General features: G+C 35.0%; 14 protein-coding genes. 11 read left to right on the plus strand and 3 right to left on the minus strand.

Annotated features, from left to right (window positions below; genetic code table 11):
- The first annotated feature begins 119 nt into the window (after nt 1-119).
- The 3 genes from LV89_RS07750 to LV89_RS07760 all read left to right on the plus strand — a co-directional run bounded on the left by LV89_RS07750 (nt 120) and on the right by LV89_RS07760 (nt 3453).
- On the plus strand, nt 120-506 hold the full coding sequence (locus LV89_RS07750; protein ID WP_109742299.1) for a response regulator: 387 nt from the start codon (nt 120-122) through the stop codon (nt 504-506).
- 223 nt (nt 507-729) lie between these two features.
- Complete coding sequence (locus LV89_RS07755) at nt 730-1185, plus strand: (2Fe-2S)-binding protein (protein ID WP_109742300.1); 456 nt, start codon at nt 730-732, stop codon at nt 1183-1185.
- A gap of 18 nt (nt 1186-1203) precedes the next feature.
- Nucleotides 1204-3453, plus strand: a complete 2250-nt coding sequence (locus LV89_RS07760; protein WP_109742346.1) for a xanthine dehydrogenase family protein molybdopterin-binding subunit — start codon at nt 1204-1206, stop codon at nt 3451-3453.
- 185 nt (nt 3454-3638) lie between these two features.
- On the opposite strand, the gene LV89_RS07765 is transcribed toward LV89_RS07760, so the two are convergent.
- Both LV89_RS07765 and LV89_RS07770 read right to left on the minus strand, forming a co-directional pair.
- The gene (locus LV89_RS07765) at nt 3639-4049 is read right to left on the minus strand and encodes a Dabb family protein (RefSeq protein WP_109742301.1); all 411 of its coding nucleotides are present in this window, start codon (nt 4047-4049) and stop codon (nt 3639-3641) included.
- Between the two features lie 19 nt (nt 4050-4068).
- On the minus strand, nt 4069-4941 hold the full coding sequence (locus LV89_RS07770) for a 3-keto-disaccharide hydrolase (protein WP_109742302.1): 873 nt from the start codon (nt 4939-4941) through the stop codon (nt 4069-4071).
- Between the two features lie 115 nt (nt 4942-5056).
- On the opposite strand from LV89_RS07770, the gene LV89_RS07775 reads away from it, so the two are divergent.
- The 8 genes from LV89_RS07775 to LV89_RS07810 all read left to right on the plus strand — a co-directional run bounded on the left by LV89_RS07775 (nt 5057) and on the right by LV89_RS07810 (nt 16872).
- The gene (locus LV89_RS07775) at nt 5057-5893 is read left to right on the plus strand and encodes an AraC family transcriptional regulator (RefSeq protein WP_109742303.1); all 837 of its coding nucleotides are present in this window, start codon (nt 5057-5059) and stop codon (nt 5891-5893) included.
- Nucleotides 5894-6105: 212 nt separating this feature from the next.
- On the plus strand, nt 6106-7551 hold the full coding sequence (locus LV89_RS07780) for an arylsulfatase (RefSeq protein WP_109742304.1): 1446 nt from the start codon (nt 6106-6108) through the stop codon (nt 7549-7551).
- A gap of 330 nt (nt 7552-7881) precedes the next feature.
- Nucleotides 7882-8409, plus strand: coding sequence for an RNA polymerase sigma-70 factor (locus tag LV89_RS07785; protein WP_158279535.1), 528 nt, complete (start codon nt 7882-7884; stop codon nt 8407-8409).
- 59 nt (nt 8410-8468) lie between these two features.
- Nucleotides 8469-9467, plus strand: a complete 999-nt coding sequence (locus LV89_RS07790; RefSeq protein WP_109742306.1) for a FecR family protein — start codon at nt 8469-8471, stop codon at nt 9465-9467.
- Nucleotides 9468-9508: 41 nt separating this feature from the next.
- On the plus strand, nt 9509-13012 hold the full coding sequence (locus tag LV89_RS07795) for a SusC/RagA family TonB-linked outer membrane protein (RefSeq protein ID WP_211321176.1): 3504 nt from the start codon (nt 9509-9511) through the stop codon (nt 13010-13012).
- Between the two features lie 19 nt (nt 13013-13031).
- Nucleotides 13032-14936, plus strand: coding sequence for a RagB/SusD family nutrient uptake outer membrane protein (locus LV89_RS07800; RefSeq protein ID WP_109742307.1), 1905 nt, complete (start codon nt 13032-13034; stop codon nt 14934-14936).
- A gap of 27 nt (nt 14937-14963) precedes the next feature.
- Complete coding sequence (locus LV89_RS07805; protein ID WP_109742308.1) at nt 14964-15662, plus strand: DUF3823 domain-containing protein; 699 nt, start codon at nt 14964-14966, stop codon at nt 15660-15662.
- A gap of 166 nt (nt 15663-15828) precedes the next feature.
- Nucleotides 15829-16872 (plus strand): glycoside hydrolase family 2 TIM barrel-domain containing protein, encoded by a 1044-nt coding sequence (locus tag LV89_RS07810; RefSeq protein ID WP_109742309.1) that lies wholly within the window; start codon nt 15829-15831, stop codon nt 16870-16872.
- 200 nt (nt 16873-17072) lie between these two features.
- Here LV89_RS07810 and LV89_RS07815 read toward each other — a convergent pair whose 3' ends face one another.
- Nucleotides 17073-18263 carry a glycoside hydrolase family 88/105 protein gene (locus tag LV89_RS07815; protein WP_109742348.1) on the minus strand — a complete coding sequence of 397 codons (1191 nt, stop codon included), beginning with the start codon at nt 18261-18263 and terminating at the stop codon, nt 17073-17075.
- Nucleotides 18264-18609: the final 346 nt, after the last annotated feature.

The raw sequence follows: 18609 nt of genomic DNA on the forward strand, positions 1-18609 counted from the left end.
TAAGAAACGCCCATTCACGTAATAAATATTACCACTCACGTAGTTAAATGAGATAAGTCATTGCTTTTTTTTTGAGTTGTGAATAATCTTTGTGAAATACCCATTAAAATCACAAAATTATGAAACAATTTAATTGCCTCGTTTTGGAAGACTCCCTGTCTGACCAACTATCTATTGAGATGTTATTAAATCAATATCCAGAAATTAAACCGTATTATACCAATAATCCTCAAGATTTTGAATATGAAATGGCTAATCATGAGTATAAACTAATTATTACAGATATTAAACTAAAAGGAAATGTAACAGGAATAGACTTGATTCGTCCGATAAAAGACGACTCCATGTGGGTAATTATTTGTAGTGCTTATAATAGCAAAAAATACTACGAACAGTACAGACCGCTTCCCTTTACAAAATTTTACCTTCAAAAACCCTTAGATGAGTTTATTTTTAAGACTCATATTGAATCATTTCTTTTTGCTAAAAATGAAAAAGTAGAATGACATAAAATCTTACAAGAAAGAAACAGATGAATCGCTCAGAATAACATTTTGGGCGATTCTTTGTTTTTAGACTATGATACAATCTGTTTTACAGCATAACAACCTCAAAACAAAAATACAATTGTTTGATTTTTGTAAGTTATGATTTGAAAAACATTATTTTTCATTGATTTATTCATATATTTTTGTTAAATTTTACTAAAAACGGAAATCATATATACTTATGTCTAAATACACTCTAAAAATAAATGGGAAAACTCAACAGGTAGATGTTGACCCATCAACCCCAATTTTATGGGTTTTGCGTGACCATCTAAATATGCCGGGTACTAAATTTGGTTGTGGAATGGCTCAGTGTGGTGCTTGTACTGTTCATTTGGATGGTTCGGCGGTTCGTTCTTGTAGCTTACCTGTTTCTGCGGTTGGCAAATCTGCTATTACTACCATTGAAGGTCTATCTGCCAATGCAACACATCCAGTACAAAAAGCATGGCTCGAACACGATGTGGCTCAATGTGGTTATTGTCAGTCGGGGCAAATTATGTCTGCGGCTGCTTTGTTAAAAGACAATCCTAATCCAACAGATGAAGATATTGATAACTACATGAGTGGAAATATTTGTCGTTGTGGAACATATTTGAGAATTAAAGAGGCAATCAAAGCTGCTGCTAAAAAGTAACCTTTAAGCAAAATGAAAATGGAAAATAAAAACGCATATAATAGACGGTCGTTCCTAAAATCTTCAGTAATAGCAGGTGGTGGAATGATGCTTAGTTTCAGTTGGTTTTCGAGTGCAAAAGCGGCTGAAAAAGTAGCTGAATTGAATTTAGCTGAACAATGGTCTGAATTAGCGGCATATATCAAAATCACGCCTGATAATGTCATAAAAATATTAGTACCCAATCCAGAATTTGGACAAAACGTAATGACTTCTCTACCGATGATGGTGGCTGAGGAACTCGACTGTGATTGGAAGAATGTAGTCGTTGAAATGAGTACGCACGACAACGTAAAATATGGCCCACAGTTTACAGGAGGAAGTAATTCGATAAGAATGTACTGGAAACCTTTGAGAAATGCAGGGGCAGCAGCAAGACAAATGCTGGTTGAAGCGGCGGCTCAAACTTGGGGAGTTCCAGCTTCTGAAATCACAACAAAAGCAGGCGTTTTATCTCATTCGAGTGGAAAAACTGCTAAATATGGTGAAATGGCGGCTAAAGCGGCAACTATCGCAGTGCCAAAAGATGTCAAATTGAAATCGCCAAAAGACTTTTCAATCGTAAGAAATTCAAAGAAAAACACTGAAGGAGAGAAAGTTGTAACAGGAAAACCGCTTTTTGGAATAGATTACAAAGTAGATGGAATGTTAATTGCGATGATTCAACATCCACCTGCATTTGGTAAAAAATTAAAATCATTTGATGCCACTGCTGCCAAAAAAATGTCTGGTATCAAAGACATTTTTAGCTTCAAATTGTACGACGAAGGTTTTGAACAAGCTGGTTTTGATACCAGTACTTTTAATGAAATGGTTGCCATTGTCGGAAATTCTACTTGGGAAGTGATGAACGCTCGCAAGAAAATAGTATTTCAATGGGAAAATGCTCCAGAGGTTAAAAATGTAATTAATGGTTGGGGCGGAAGAAAAACCGAGCAGATTTCTCCTGCGGGTTTAGAAAGTTCCAAAAGCCAAATGGTCAAAATGCAGGAAATGGCTAAAAAACCTGCCAAAGAAATAAGAAAAGACGGCGACCCAGAAACAGCTTTCAAAAATGCTGCGACAGTTATTGAACGCACTTACAATGCTCCTTTCTTAGCTCATAATACGATGGAACCGATGAACTTTTTTGCCCATGTTCAGGCAGATAAGGCATTGGTAGCAGGGCCTTTGCAAGCACCAGGCTGGATGGAACCAACTCTTGCTAAGATTCTAAATCTTCCTGCTGAAAAAATCGAAATTCAAATGACTCGTATGGGCGGTGGTTTTGGACGTAGAGCATACGCTCAGTATGTCTATGAAGCGGCTCGTATTTCTCAAAGAGTGAAAGCTCCTGTAAAATTGATTTATTCTCGTGAAGACGATATGAATTATGGTATTTATCGCCCGATGTACACTGCAACTTATCGTGCAGCTTTAGATGCGAATAAAAATCTGATTGGTTTTCATGTAACAGGTGGTGGAATTCCTGAAAATCCTGTTCATGCCAATCGTTTTCCAGCGGGTGCGGTTGATAATTATTTAGCTGACGGTTGGGAGATTCCTTCAAATATTACCATTGGGGCATTCAGAGCTCCACGCTCAAACTTCAATGCAGCCGCAGAACAATCATTTTTAGATGAACTTGCCGAAGCAATGGGAAAAGACCCTATCGAAATGAGATTGGAAATGCTGAAAAGAGCAAAAGAAAAGCCAGTGGGAAAAAATAACGAATACGACGCTGCTCGTTATATCGGTGTTTTAGAATTATTGAAAGAAAAATCGGGTTGGGGAAAACCTGAAAATGCAGGTAAAAAACGTGGCGTTGCCGCTTATTTCTGCCATGCTTCTTATGCAGGTCATGTGGTTGATATGGTTATCAGAGACGGACAACCTTATGTTGAATCTGTAACAAGTGCCGTCGATTGTGGTGTTGTAGTCAACCCAGATGCGGCACGAAATATGGTTCAAGGTGCGGTTGTGGATGGAATCGGAAATTCATTTTACGGAGCATTGACTCACAAAGATGGTGCTGCCGAACAAAGTAATTTCCATAATTACAGAATGATTCGCCATAATGAAGCTCCTAAGAAAATTGATGTTCATTTTGTAGAAAACGACATCGACCCAACAGGACTTGGTGAACCGCCTTTTCCTCCAGTTTTCGGGGCAGTTGCCAATGCTTTGTTCAAAACAACAGGCAAACGTCACTACAATCAACCATTTTTGGCTGAGCAACCGAAATCTTAATTAGGGGTTGGGATTTAGGGGTTAGGATTTAAAACTACCTAATCCCTAAATTTATAGAGTATAACGTATCAGAATATATTTTGGAATAATGTTGTTTAGATTAGACAACTTTTTTGAAAGTTGTCTAATCTAATTTCAATACGTCATGCCGTTGTCTATCATTCTATCTATTTAAAAATGACACCTTATTTTCTTTTTGTTCCTACTGAATCATACACAATTACTTTCTCCCATAAATGCGAATAATCAGCTACAAATTTTAAATGAATTGGGTGTTTTTGATAAATTTCTTCTTGTTCTAAATTATCAAAAAATAATAACCACGATACTGAATAACCTCTCTCAATAACACTTCTATTGGTGCTTGCAGGCGTGCCAATATGTACCATTTTAATTTCTGGCACTTTTGATAAGGCTTCCAATCCTTCTAATAATTTCGCTTTATCGGCTTCACTACTTGGGTTTTTCAACCAAAAATATACATGATGAACAAATATTTCTTTGCTTGCCATTTTTTCTGAAGCCTCAGTAGTAGAAACTGCAACCGATGCTAAAGCAGTAGTTTGTAAAAAGTTGCGACGTGTTGTTTTTTTCATTGAATGTTATATTTAAAATTTATAAAAATAATTTCTCATAAGCCTTTGGCATTGAAGCAATTGGCTTTATCCGAATATCTCGATAGAAAACTTCTGCGGCTTCACTCTGCAATTGAATTTTGCCACTTGTAAGTGGAAATTCTTTGCCATCTTTTTGAATAAATCGTGAATTCTTTAAAACCATTACCACTTTTCCGTTTACAATATGCAGACTTTTTCCTTGATAACAAATAAGGTCTATGGTAGTCCATTCTTCATTTGGGCTTTCATAATTTCCAGAACGCATACAATAATAATCACCACCACTTTTGAATGTTCTAAAATCTTGTTTTTCATCCGCAATTCTATTCATAATTCCTTCAGAGGGAAGTGAGCGAATATCAATAGAAGAATTAGCTTGACACCAAAAATCACCTGTATGCCCTTCCATGATTTGAAATTCTTGTGAAAGCATCCATGAACGCCAATATTCAACTCCTGCTTCACCAACAGAATGATAAAGAATACCCGAATCACGAAGTTTATTTAAACGTGGCTCATATTTCTTATTCCCCCATTTTACCTGCAAAGTGAGATGATAATTGTCATAAGATTTTTTTGTAAATAAGCATCCATAAATCTCTCCACTTACCTTTAAAACACGTCCTTGTGGCGTATTCAAAATAGTAAAAACACCTGTGTTATCTTTGTTATAACCAATTGGTTTAATATCGTTTCCTAAAGAATCTTTTGGTATTTTTCCATTATAATTGTCCTTATGGCGATAACTTAAATAATTTTCCCATTGACTTAAATTATCATCTAATAATGATGCCCATTCTGATGATTTTTGGACAGAAGTATTGAGAAAAAGAGGAATTATAAAGCATAATAGAATAAAAGAGCGTTTCATATTTATATTTGTTAAAGAGTATATTTAAAATACTATTGCAAAACTATAATTTCTGAAACGCAAATTTGTTGTAAAAATCCAACATAACTTGGTGTTTTTCAAGACTAATGATTATATGAAAAGATACGTCTTACATACGCCGTTTAATATCTATCATTTTGAGTCCAAAAAGTGGATGCACGCTATTCATAAGCATACTTATTTTGAAATTATTTTTATCATCAAAGGAGATGGAATTCATAACATCAATGGAAATACTTTTCAATATGCTGAAGGAGATGTTTTTCTTTTAGGCCCAGAAGATTACCATGATTTTGAAATTAATACCCTTACAGAATTTTGTTTTATTCGTTTCAATGAATCATTCTTCAAAAATGAAACGCAAGAAAAAGATAATATGTGGTATCAAGTACGACAAACACTTTTATATACTTCGTCCCAAAGTCGTGGCTCTATTGTTCAGAACAAACAGGATAAGCAAAAACTGAATCATTTATTAACGGTTTTGGAAGAGGAATATGAAAATCAACAAAACCAATATTTTGAAATTATGCGTGATAGTTTGATGCGAAGTATGATGATAATTTTGGCAAGAAATCTATTTGGACAAACCTCCAATAATACTATTAATAAGGACTCCGTAGAAGCTATTTTACTATACATTAAGCAACATATTTATAAGCCAAACGAACTGAATATTGAACATTTAGCTAATGTATTTAACTACGCTCCAGATTATATTAGTATCTTTTTCAAAAAGCATACAGGCGAATCTCTAAAACAGTACATAACCAAGCATAAAATCAAACTTATTGAAGCTCGTTTATTGTATAGTCAAATGACCGTTTCAGAAATTGCAGACGAATTTGGTTACACCGACGAAAGTCATTTTTGTAAACAATTCAAGAAATTTACAGGAAGTACACCTACGGCTTTTCGGAAAAAAGACTAATTTATTTGATTTAAAAAGGTTAAATTTTAATCAATAGACTTCCTGCGAAGGTGTTTTACGACTTAAAACACTTTAGCGGGAAGTCTAATAAGTAATTGCTCTGTTAAAATTCAGAATTGTTTAAACTTTTCAAGTAGAATCATGGAATTTCGTGTATTTATTAAAAAGTGTCTAAACAGTTTCAATATTCGTCAACTAATTTTCGGTATTTTATGAAAAAAATATTGTTAAGTATCACGCTCATTATTACATTTTTCGTTGGGGCAAAATCACAAAAAAGCGTTGTAAAAAAAGATAATCGTCCAAACATTGTGTTCATTTTAGCCGATGATTTAGGCTACGGTGATATTGGAATAAACGGACAAAAACTCATCAAAACACCCAATATTGACCGTTTGGCTAAACAAGGTGTTCGGTTTACACAGTTTTATGCAGGTACGAGCGTATGTGCTCCGTCACGGTCGGCATTACTTTCTGGGCAACACACGGGGCATACTTATATTCGTGGAAATAAAGGCGTTGACCCCGAAGGACAAGCTCCTATTGCTGATTCGGTTTTAACGGTTGCTGAAATTTTACAAAAATCGGGTTATCAAACCGTAGCCTTTGGTAAATGGGGCTTAGGGCCAGTTGGTTCAGAAGGTGACCCCAATAAACAAGGTTTTGACCATTTTTTTGGATATAATTGTCAGAGTTTGGCACATCGGTATTATCCAAATCATCTTTGGGATAATGGAAAGAAAATCGTTTTAGAAGCGAACGAAAATCTTACAAAAAACAAAGAATATGCTCCTGATATTATTCAAAATAAAGCCTTAGATTTTGTTAAAAATAGAGATAAAAACAAACCATTTTTCTTGTTTTTGCCTTATATTTTGCCACACGCTGAACTTATCGTTCCAGAAGACAGTATCTTTTTGTACTACAAAGGAAAATTTGAAGAACAACCTTACAAAGGAAAAGATTATGGGGTAAATGCCAATACAACTGCCTATGTATCACAAGCTTATCCTCATGCAACTTTTGCTGCAATGGTTACCAGACTTGATTTATATGTGGGACAAATTTTGGATAAATTAAAAGCGGAAGGTTTAGATAATAACACTTTAGTCATTTTTACGAGTGATAATGGGCCACATCGAGAAGGCGGAGCAGACCCTTTATTTTTTAATAGTGGGGGAGGATTTAAAGGTTTTAAAAGAGATTTGTACGAAGGCGGAATCCGTGAGCCTTTCATTGTGAGATGGACGAATACGATTCAACCCAATTCTACGAATAATCATATTGGTGCGTTTTGGGATATTCTCCCTACGTTTACAGATATTGCTGGTGTAAAATCCCCTAAAAATATAGATGGCATTTCCTTTTTATCAAGCTTAAAAGGAAAAGGAAACCAAAAAACTCATGATTTTCTCTATTGGGAATTTCACGAAAATGGAGGAATACAGGCAGTCCGACAAGGTATTTGGAAGGCGGTAAAATTGAATGCTGCTCTCGATAAAAATGCTGAAATTGAACTATATGACTTGTCAAAAGACCCTCAAGAAAGTAAAAATATTGCCAAATTATTTCCTGAGAAAGCCAAAGAATTAGGTAAATTAATGACTTCTTCACATACAGAATCGCAATTATTTCCTTTTGATCAAAACGGTAAATAATAATTCGACACTATTTTTTCAAAGCCTTCATATTCAATTATGAAGGCTTTTTTATTGAAAACCAATACCGTAAGATTAGGACAGAGAATGCTAAGGAGTTTGATAGATTTGTTCACAATTTCTAATCGTGATTTAGCAGACAAATCCAAAAAAATCTAAAATTTAAACTATTTTCAAAATACAAGGTAGGGTATTACAAATCCCACTTGTCTATTTATTGAAAGCACAAAATCAAAGAGAATGAATTATCTTTCTAAATCTGACAATGCTATAAAAAATATAGAATTAAAGCCTTCCTCAGACAGCCCGCCGATATTAAAAGAAGATTTAATGATTCGAAAGATATTCGAGGAAGATACACGTATGGGTTGTGAAATCCTGTTCAGTAAATATTTTTCGATGCTTTGTAGTCATGCCACAAGGTTGGTTTACTCCAGAGAAGTTGCTGAAGATATTGTCTCAGAGATTTTTTGTCATTTATGGAAAGAACAAATTTTTTCACAAATAACGGGGTCATATAGGGCATATCTTTTTAAAGCCGTCAGACACCGTGCTTACAATTATATTCGATGGGAAATGAGCCGACAGTCGGATGTGGAAGTATTTGAATTAGAGATAATTCACCCGCAAATGAACTCAGACGATATGATGGAATTTGAGGAATTGAGCGAAAAAATTAACGAAACAATCAATGGATTACCCACTCAATGTCGAAATATCTTTTTGTTAAATCGCTTTGAAAATAAGAAATATAAAGACATTGCAGAGGAGCTAAATATTTCAGTAAAAGCAGTTGAAGCACAGGTTTCCAAAGCATTAAGTATTTTAAGAAAAGCACTCATCGAAGAATCTATTTAAAATCAATCTTGAAAATCAAATATCCTTTTTAGTTAACTATTTGATTTTGAGTGAATGACATGAAAGAGAACATTACTGAAAATATATTGTACGATTATTTTGCGGGAAGGTCAACGCCACTGCAAAAAAAAATGATTAAAGAATGGCTCTCTGATTCTTCAAATGAGGACATTTTTTATTATTATTTAGCTCAATGGGAAACCAAACGTCCTCAATATGAGGCAGATAGAGAACGTGGTCTTGCAAGTTACAAGGCATTTTTGAATGATGGAAAAGACTATCCATTTTATTCAAAAAAACCACAAAAATCTAAGAAATTCTTATTTCTAAATATCAGAAATTTTCTAATTGCCGCTTCAGTTCTTTTTGTGTTGACTTTTGGCTTTTATGTTTCAAAGGATTTTTTCCTTTATAAAACGTACACAACCAAAAACCAAAATCAGGAAACAATTTTGCTTTCAGACGGCAGTAAAGTGATTTTGAATGCCAACTCTTCCATCAAAGTTCCGAATGATTTAAAGGAAAGTTCTTTGCGTGAAGTTTGGTTGAAGGGTGAAGCTTTTTTCTCGGTAGCACATAAATCTGCCAATACCAGATTTATTGTTCATACCGAAAATCTAAATATTGAAGTGTTAGGAACAAAATTTAATGTTCAGAACAGAAGAGGAAAAACTGAAGTAGTTTTAAATGAAGGTAAAATCCGATTGACCTCAAATGAAGGCGGAAAATCTCAAATTAAAACTGTTTTAATGAAACCAAACCAATTGGTAAGCTTTGCCAATGCGGATACTGCTTTGCGAATTCAAACCGTAAAATCAGAAAATTATAGTGCTTGGCATAATAATAAACTGGTTTTTAAAGACACAAAACTAAGTGATGTGGCTCACACTTTAGAAGATTTTTATGGCGTAAAAATCATTATTTCAGATGATAAAATTAATAATCGAGAACTCACAGGGACTCTTCCAAACGACGACCTTTCTGTGGTATTAAAAACATTAGCTGCCACACATAATATTGAAATAATACAATCAAAAGACCAAATTATTTGGCGATAAAACTTTCTTAAAATCTCTCAAGTATCAAAATCCTAATAATTATGAATAAACGTCTCTACGTGATTTTTTGTGTCATTTTTGAAATATTACTATTTCAGCAAAATATATCACATTCCCAAGCGATGACATCAATTGCGGGAAATGTACAAGTTACATCGACCAATCATCACAATAATCAGCTCTTTCTCAGTAAGTTACTCCATGACTACGAAAAGCAGTTTAAAGTATATTTTACCTTTGAAAGTAATCTGATTAAAAACCAAATTGTTAAAAATGACTTTAAAGTTTCGGATAATTTAGAAGAAAATTTGAATCAAGTTTTAACGCCATTAAGCCTAAAATACACGAAAGTTTCTGATAAATATTACACCATTTCTCAGGGTTTCTTGCAAAAGAAATTAAAAGCTAATTTACTCACTGAAAACAAGTTACAAGTCAATTTAGAAGACAAAATGCCCGTTAAAATTACCATTTCTGGAACAATAACAGATGAAAATGGTGCAAAAATGGCAGGGGTTTCAGTGTCAGAAAAGAATACCTCAAACGGAACAATTTCTGATAACAATGGTAATTATTCAATTACCGTTCTGAATGAAAATGCAATTATTACGTATAGTTTCATAGGTTACTCGTCTCAGGAGGTTGGCGTTGGCAAAAAAGATAAAATAAATATCAAAATGTTGCCAGATGTTCAAGCCTTAACAGAGGTAGTAGTAGTAGGATATTCTACCAAAACAAAAGAATCTTTAACGGGTTCAATTTCAACGGTTACTTCAAAAGATATTGAAAATGTGCATGGTGGTTCAACGGTGAGTTCGAGTTTAGCAGGGAAAATTTCGGGTGTTACTTTCAAAATGCCAGATGGTCGCCCCGGAGCAAGTGCCAATATCCAAATCCGTAATATGGGAACACCTTTGTATGTAATTGATGGAATTCAACAAGACGGAGGGCAATTTAACAACCTTGCTCCAAACGATATTGAAAGTATAACCATTCTAAAAGACGCTTCTGCGGCAATTTATGGGGTACGTGCTGCCAATGGCGTTGTGTTGGTAACGACCAAAAAAGGAAAATTAAACCAAGAAACAAGAATAAATATTGATGCTTATACAGGTGGACAAAACTGGACGAGCTTTCCGACAGTTTTAAATAATTCGTATGATTTCATGCAAAATAGAGCTGCCGCCGAAGTAACTTCTTTTGGCTCAACTTCTATTACACAAGCTGAACTTGAAAAGTATAGAATGGGCGAGTCAGCAGGAGCGGCATACAGAAGTTTTGATTGGAAAAATTTTATCATCAATAGCAATGCCCCACAAACGTCGTTAAATGCCAATGTTACAGGAGGTTCAGACAAAGTTAATTATTATTTGTCGGCAACAAATCTTTATCAAAATTCAGTTTTAGGTCGTGAATATTTGTTTAATCGTACTAATATTCAAAGTAATTTAACGGCTCAAATTACGAAAAGATTAAAAGTGGGTGTTCAAATTAACGGACGTATCGAAACCCGTGAAAATCCCGGTGTTCCCGGTGGAGATGATTATAATTTGGCTCGTCAGTCACTTTACATCAATACGCCTTTAGACCGCCCTTATGCCAATGACAATCCTAATTATCTGAAAGACAACGGCAATAAAACCAATGCAAACTGGGCATTTTTGAATTACAAAATCTCAGGAAAATACAAAAACGATTGGCGAGTTTTACAAAGTAATTTTAGTGCAGAATACCAAATTCCCGGCATAGAAGGGCTTACGGTGAAAGGATTTTATTCGTATTATTTAGCGGACTATCTTTTAAATAATCATGAATACACTTTCAACGCTTATACGTATCGTCCTGAAACGCAAATTTATGAACGTACAAACGGTAGTACAAACCCATGGAGAGAACGTGAACAGATTAAACAAATTAATACTACGGGACAATTACAGTTTACTTATTTTAACAAATTCGGGAATCATTCTATTGGAGCAACCTTCGTAGCGGAACGTTTATATACCACTCGTTTACGCAATTGGATTCACGCAGTACCAACTACCAACGCTTTGCCATTAATCTATTTTCCAACGGCTGATAGATATGATGATAGCGACGACCAGACGGCTCGTTTGGGTTATGTTGGAAAAGTAGATTATAACTATGCCGATAAATATTACATAGAATTATCGGCAAGAAGAGACGCTTCCTATCTTTTTGCAGCTGATAAAAGAGTTGGATATTTCCCCGGCGTTTCTGTGGGTTGGAGAATTACCAACGAACCTTTCATGAAAAACCTTTTGAAGGATAGAACTGACATTCTTTCAGATTTAAAATTGAGAGCTTCTTATGGTATTTTGGGAGACGACAGAAATCCGAATGATTCAAATAGTCCACTTGTTCGTCAATTTGGTTATTTAGAAGGATATAATTACAATCAAGGAACGGCTATTTTAGGAAATGCTGCCGTAGTAGGTTCTGCTGATGCGGGTGTACCTGTGACTAATATTTCATGGTTGAGAAGTGAAGTGAAAAACTTCGGGATTGATTACAGCCTTTTTAACAGAAAATTATCAGGTTCATTTGATTTTTTCTATCGTAAAAGAGACGGACTTTTAGCTTCTAAAACAGATATTGTTGTGCCAACTGAAATTGGATATTCGTTACCTCAAGAAAACCTAAATAGCGATTCGCAAGGTGGTGGAGAAATGTCATTATCATATTCTACAAGTATCAATGAGTTGAAAATTAACATTGGCGGAAATATTAGTTACTCACGTTCAAAAAATGTTGATTTTTATAAACCAGCTTTTAATAACTCTTGGGACCAATACAGAAACTCGGGCGTAAACAGATATAAAAATATTAACTGGGGATACGAAGTAGTTGGACAATTTACATCACAGGAACAAATCAATAATTATCCTGCCAACATTGATGGAAGAGGTAACCGTACTTTATTACCGGGAGATTTAATTTATAAAGACCAAAATAATGACGGAAAAATTGATGAATACGACCAAAGACCAATCGGTTTGGGTTTAGGCACTCAACCAAATATTAACTACGGAATTAATTTAGGTTTAGCTTATAAAAACTTTGATTTAAACATTGATTTCTCAGGAGCAAGCGGATACACGTGGAATCAGAACTGGGAAACTCGTTGGGCATTTCAAAATAATGGGAACTTAAATACCATTTTCTTAGATAGTTGGAGAAGAACAGACATTTATGACGTTAATTCTGCATGGATTCCGGGAAAATATCCTACAAACCGTTACAACGTAGGGACAAGTCACAGTAATTATGCTCCAACATCATCATTCTGGTTACACGATGTTACGTATTTGAGACTTAGAACTTTAGCATTAGGATATACTTTGCCTGTGAAAATTTTGAGCAAGGCAAAAATTAGAAAAATGCGTATTTACGTGAATACTTACAACCTTTTATCATTTGACAACCTAAAACAATACGGTGTTGACCCTGAAGTTCAAGACGATAATGGTTTACAATTTCCTCAAAATAAATTTGTAAACGTAGGAATCAACCTTTCACTATAATTTATAAAAAACATTCTCAATGAAAAAATATATATACGTTTTCCTCTCTTTTCTGGTAATTGGAACAGGAGGATGCTCAAGTGATAGTGAGTTTTTAGATATTTCGCCAACCTCAATTTTAAGTAACGAACAGGCTTTTTCAGACCCTGCACAAGTATTATCAATTCTTGCCAATTTGTATAATCGTCAGGTTGATATTACCAGTTTTAATAACTCTTGGAGTTCATTTGTAGATTTTGGAGAAAGCTTCCCTTCTGACGGGAATTATTCTACCGTACAAAATAACGGTTGGGGTTATGGCAGTTGGGGAACTTGGGATTATGGTTATATCAGAGACTTAAATTTGTTCATTAAAAGAGATAGTGCCGCCACTGCATTGTCGGTAGTTGATAAAGCCCGTTTCTCAGCAGAAGCCCGTTTTTTAAGAGCCAATTATTATTTTGAAATGACTAAAAGAATGGGCGGTGTACCCTTAATTTTAGAACCACTTTTGTATGATTTCAACGGCGACCCATCGTATCTGAGAAAGCCACGTGCCAAAGAATATGAAATGTACGATTTCATTATTAAAGAAGCTGAAGCAATTAAAAACGACCTTCCTGCCAACTTAAACGATAGGTCACGTGCATCAAAAGGAGCAGTTTTGGCAATGGAAGCAAGAGCAGCCTTATATGCGGCTTCAATTGCAAAATACGGAGCTAATACGCCTGTCGTGAAATTATCAGGAGATGAAGTTGGTATTCCTGCAAATAAAGCTGATGGCTACTACCAAATTGCTCTGAGAGCTGCCAAAGAAATTATTAGTGGCTCAGCAGGTGGATATGCACTTTATCAAAATAAACCTGATTTAGCCGAAAATTTTGCCAACTTATTTTTGGATAAAGAAGTAAATAATAAAGAGTCGATTTTCTTTGAAGACTATAAATTAAAAACTTCAAAAGTTCACAACTTTACCACAAGCAATCAACCATTTTCATCAGGAGAAGAATCGGCAAATGGTGATGCAGGACGTATTAATCCGTCTTTAAATTTGGTAGAAAATTTTGAAAAATTAGATAATACTTTTGCTCCAATGGCACATCAAGATGCTAACGGGCAACCTATTTATTACAACAATCCAATTGATATTTTTGCAGGAAGAGACGCCCGTTTGGCAGGAACGATAATTTTACCCGGTTCAGCTTTTAAAGGTCAGCAGTTGGATATTTGGGCAGGATATAAATTAGGAAACGGACAAGTGGTGACTAACCAAGACGCCAGCAGATTTGTGGCTTTACCGAATACCTCAAATCCTGTTCAAGTTTTAGGAAAAGACGGGCCTTATAATGGAAATGTAAACCGTACACAAACAGGTTTTTATATCCGTAAATACCTTGACCCAACACCGGGAGCAGGTTCAAGAGGGACAAATAGTGCAGTTGCTTTTATTCGTTACCGATATGCAGAAGTGCTATTAAATGCCGCTGAGGCAGCTTTTGAGTTAGGTTTAAATGCTGATGCCGTAAACTATATTAATCAAGTGAGAGCAAGAGCAGGTTTAACAATTCCGTTAAAATCTTCAGATTTAACTTTTGATAGAATAGTGCATGAAAGACGTGTGGAATTGGCTTACGAAGGACATTTCTTATTTGACATGAAGCGTTGGAGATTAGCTCATGTTGTTTGGGATGGCGGCAAAATGACTACTTCAGAATTAGTATCGAATATCGGAAAAGCAACAAAACGCAACACACAACCTTTCGGATTGTGGCCTTATAAATTTTATGACCCTACAAGTCCGAATAACGGTAAATGGGTTTTTGATGTAGTTTTACCAAATCTTGTAACAGGTGCAAACAATTTTCAGTTTGGTAATTATTATTCAGCAATTGACAACAACATTATTGCGGCGAATCCAAAATTAGTGAGACAGCCCAATCAATAAGTTACTGATAAACAAAAGATTATAAATATGAAAATTTCACATATATTCATTTTTGCATTAATGCTAACGGCTTTATTTTCTTGTGAAAGAGATAATTATCAGCCACCATCTGTTACCCTAAGCGGACGATTAGTTTATAAAGGAGTTCCGATTCCCTTAGAATATAATCAAGTTCCGTATCAACTTTATCAATATGGTTTTGGCAAAGTTGGTCCTATTAGCCAATCTTTTACGCAAGACGGGGCATTTTCTTCATTGCTTTTTGCAGGAGATTATAAATTCACGATAATTAATGCAACTGTACCTTTTAAATGGCCACAAACAGTTGCAGGTAAACCCGATTCATTAACCATCAATTTGTCGTCAGATAAAACCATGGATATTGAAGTGACACCATATTACATGGTTCGTGATGCTAAAATTTCTGCGGCTTCAAATAAAGTTAATTCAACTTTCAAAATTGAAAAAACACTTTTAGATGCCAGTGGTAAAAATTTCAGTAGAGCAGTATTATTTATTAATAAAACTCAGTTTGTGTCAACTAATGATAATATCGCTTCTGTTTCAATAAATGCCTCAGAAATCACAGACTTAAATAATGTAAACTTGAGTGTAAATATTCCGAGTATCGTTCCCACACAAAATTATGTTTTTGCAAGAGTGGGCGTACAAATTGCTGGTATTAATAGTTGGGTATTTTCTCCGATTCAAAAACTTACATTTTAGAAATTTATGTAGTTAATTTTCAGTACATTGGAGAGGAATTAGACATACAATTAAGGATTGTTAGCATTTCTACATAAATAGTTTATTTTTTATTAAAGCACATTGGATAAATAATAGATTCTACACTTATTCCCCAATCAAAATTCAAATTTTTATCTTTTTAAACATGAAAAAATTACTTTTATTACTGTTGTTGATTAACGTTTTTCAGGCAAATGCACAACAATGGACGGCAGAAAAAGCAAATACTTGGTATGCCAAACAACCGCTTTTTGTTGGAGCAAATTTTATCCCAAGCACTGCCATCAATGAACTTGAAATGTGGCAAGCTGAAACGTTTGACCCTGTTACTATCGACCGAGAATTGGGTTGGGCTGAAGGTTTAGGCATGAATATTATGCGAGTTTTTTTACATAATATTCCTTACGAAACCGATAAAGCGGGCTTTTTGAAAAGAATGAATGAGTTTTTGACCATTGCCGACAAACATCATATCAAAATCATGTTTGTGTTGTATGATTCTTGTTGGAATGACGACCCAAAAGCTGGAAAACAAATGGAGCCAAAAGTTGGGGTTCATAATTCGGGTTGGGCAAGATGTCCGGGTACGAAAATGTTATTCGATTCAAGAACTTGGGGAAGATTAGAAGATTACACAAAAGGTGTTATTGGGGCATTCGCCAATGATAATCGTGTAATTGTATGGGATATGTACAATGAACCTTCAAATTCGGGTTATTTAGATGCGGTAGTGCCGCTTTTGAAAAAGTCTTTCGAATGGGCAAGAGCAGCTAAACCATCTCAGCCAATTACAGCAGGTTGGTGGCACGACCACCCTTTGAGTAATGAATTTATGTTGAACAATTCGGATATTATTACCTTCCATAATTATCGTTCTCCAGAAGATTTAGAAAAAGCAATCAAAGGTTTTCAAGAAACCTATAAACGCCCTGTCATTTGTACAGAATACATGGCTCGTAAACACAAAAGCACTTTTGAAACTTGTTTGCCTATCTTTGAAAAATATAAAGTTGGAGCGATTAACTGGGGCTTAGTGAAAGGAAAAACTAATACTATTTATGCTTGGGACGAACCGCTACCAAGTGGAGAAGAACCCAAATTATGGTTTCATGATATTTTCAGAGCAGACGGTGCTATTTACAAACAAAGTGAAGTAGATGCTATAAAAATGACTACGCACAAGAAGTAAATGGTAAAGGAATCCATGTAGGGTTCTCGAAAATAATTGAAATGGCAAAACAATAGTCGTAAGTTATGATTGTAGATTTTTTCTACCATAGCTTACGACTATTCTTTTGCTGAAATAAATTTCGGGGGCTATAAAATCTCCCGAGCCTACGGCTCTTTATTATGGCTACAACTTAACAAAATAATTCAGCTAAGAGCTATTTACTTTTTGCCTTTTAAAGTCTCAAACTCTAATGCTAACATGATAAATGGCCCTACCGATTTGGGGTCATTATCTCTTTTTACTTCTTTGCAATAATATTCGTAGCTTCCATCTCTGTACGGATTTCCACCCAAACCAGCTCCCGCACAAGCATCTGTGATGCTAATCTTTTGGTCAGATTCTACCCGAATAAAGTGCTTTAAAATTCCTGCATAGCCTTTTTGTGCAGTTTGGATGTATTCTGGCTGAATATATTTTCTTTTACCTGCTTTTATCAAAAAATAGACAAACATAGTAGATGCCGACGATTCCAGATAGTTTTCTGGTTGTTTGCCAACGTCCATCACTTGATACCACAGTCCTGAAGAAGAATCTTGATATTTTTTAAGTGTTTGAGCCATTTCTTGAGTTATTTTCAAAATGGTTTTGTATTGTGGATGTTCCTTCGGAAAATAATCAAGCACATCAACCAATGCCATAGCGTACCAACCCATGCCACGCCCCCAAACATGAGCCGATTTGCCTGTTTGTTTATCAGCCCAACGTTGTTCTTTGCTTTCGTCCCAACCATGATGATAAAGCCCAGTTTCGAGATTTTTATTATGCTTATCAATCAAAATAATCTGATTCGCAATATCTGAAAACAATTCTGGCTCATTAAAAACCTTAGCGTATTGTGCCAAAAAGGGCGTTCCCATGTATAAACCGTCTAACCACATTTGATGCGGATAATGTTTTTTATGCCAAAAACCACCTTCTGAAGTTCTTGGATGCGTTAGCATTTGGCTACGTAACAATTTGATGGCTTTTTCATATTTTGCCTCATGTGTTTTTTCATAAATGGCAAAAAGAAATTTTCCTGCATTGAGAGCATCAATATTGTAGGCATCAACTTTATACGTTTTGATACTTCCATCTTCATTGATGAGGTCGTCAGCGTATTTTTTTATGTAATTGTAATATTTTTCATTTCCCGATTGTCTCCAAAGTTGTTCGAGAGAACTACAAACTAAACCATTACAATAACCCCAGCGAGGGTCTTTTGAAAAATCAAGCATCCAACCTTCTGGATTTCTTAGAATATCCGAATCCGCCATTCTGACAGACCAAGACTCTTTAGATTTTGTAGCAAATGCCAAAGTACAAATCAGTACTATAATGGCAGAACATTTAACGAAAATTGTTTTCATAAAATACATAATTTTTAATTACCACATCATTGAGTAATGTTTAATAAGTTTCTTCAACTTCCCGAAAGTTCTTTACCCGCAATGGATATTGTTTCGGGAAGTTCTACAAGATTTTGGGATAAAAATTATCCAGATATACTAATAATACTAACCCAAGCCCAACTTAATTAAGAAAATATCCCTTGAGATTTTAATTTCTCAAGGGATTGTTAAATAGATTTGAGGTTTAATGTTTTGGAGCAATAAAGGGTTTGTCAGAAGACAAATGATAGCTCACAGATTAAACAGATTTTTGCATTCTATCTGTGTAAACCTCTGTAAAATCAGTTCAATCTGTGGGCTAAAT

Source organism: Arcicella aurantiaca (genome assembly GCF_003148625.1).
In the GTDB taxonomy this organism is placed as follows: domain Bacteria; phylum Bacteroidota; class Bacteroidia; order Cytophagales; family Spirosomataceae; genus Arcicella; species Arcicella aurantiaca.

Excerpts from the sequence above, each read along its gene's own strand:
- LV89_RS07755 (WP_109742300.1), top strand. The coding sequence starts at position 730 with ATGTCTAAATACACTCTAAAAATAAATGGGAAAACTCAACAGGTAGAT.
- LV89_RS07750 (WP_109742299.1), top strand. The coding sequence starts at position 120 with ATGAAACAATTTAATTGCCTCGTTTTGGAAGACTCCCTGTCTGACCAA.
- LV89_RS07775 (WP_109742303.1), top strand. The coding sequence starts at position 5,057 with ATGAAAAGATACGTCTTACATACGCCGTTTAATATCTATCATTTTGAG.
- LV89_RS07795 (WP_211321176.1), top strand. The coding sequence starts at position 9,509 with ATGAATAAACGTCTCTACGTGATTTTTTGTGTCATTTTTGAAATATTA.
- LV89_RS07770 (WP_109742302.1), bottom strand. The coding sequence starts at position 4,941 with ATGAAACGCTCTTTTATTCTATTATGCTTTATAATTCCTCTTTTTCTC.
- LV89_RS07815 (WP_109742348.1), bottom strand. The coding sequence starts at position 18,263 with ATGAAAACAATTTTCGTTAAATGTTCTGCCATTATAGTACTGATTTGT.
- LV89_RS07805 (WP_109742308.1), top strand. The coding sequence starts at position 14,964 with ATGAAAATTTCACATATATTCATTTTTGCATTAATGCTAACGGCTTTA.
- LV89_RS07800 (WP_109742307.1), top strand. The coding sequence starts at position 13,032 with ATGAAAAAATATATATACGTTTTCCTCTCTTTTCTGGTAATTGGAACA.
- LV89_RS07785 (WP_158279535.1), top strand. The coding sequence starts at position 7,882 with ATGATTCGAAAGATATTCGAGGAAGATACACGTATGGGTTGTGAAATC.
- LV89_RS07780 (WP_109742304.1), top strand. The coding sequence starts at position 6,106 with ATGAAAAAAATATTGTTAAGTATCACGCTCATTATTACATTTTTCGTT.
- LV89_RS07765 (WP_109742301.1), bottom strand. The coding sequence starts at position 4,049 with ATGAAAAAAACAACACGTCGCAACTTTTTACAAACTACTGCTTTAGCA.
- LV89_RS07790 (WP_109742306.1), top strand. The coding sequence starts at position 8,469 with ATGAAAGAGAACATTACTGAAAATATATTGTACGATTATTTTGCGGGA.
- LV89_RS07760 (WP_109742346.1), top strand. The coding sequence starts at position 1,204 with ATGGAAAATAAAAACGCATATAATAGACGGTCGTTCCTAAAATCTTCA.
- LV89_RS07810 (WP_109742309.1), top strand. The coding sequence starts at position 15,829 with ATGAAAAAATTACTTTTATTACTGTTGTTGATTAACGTTTTTCAGGCA.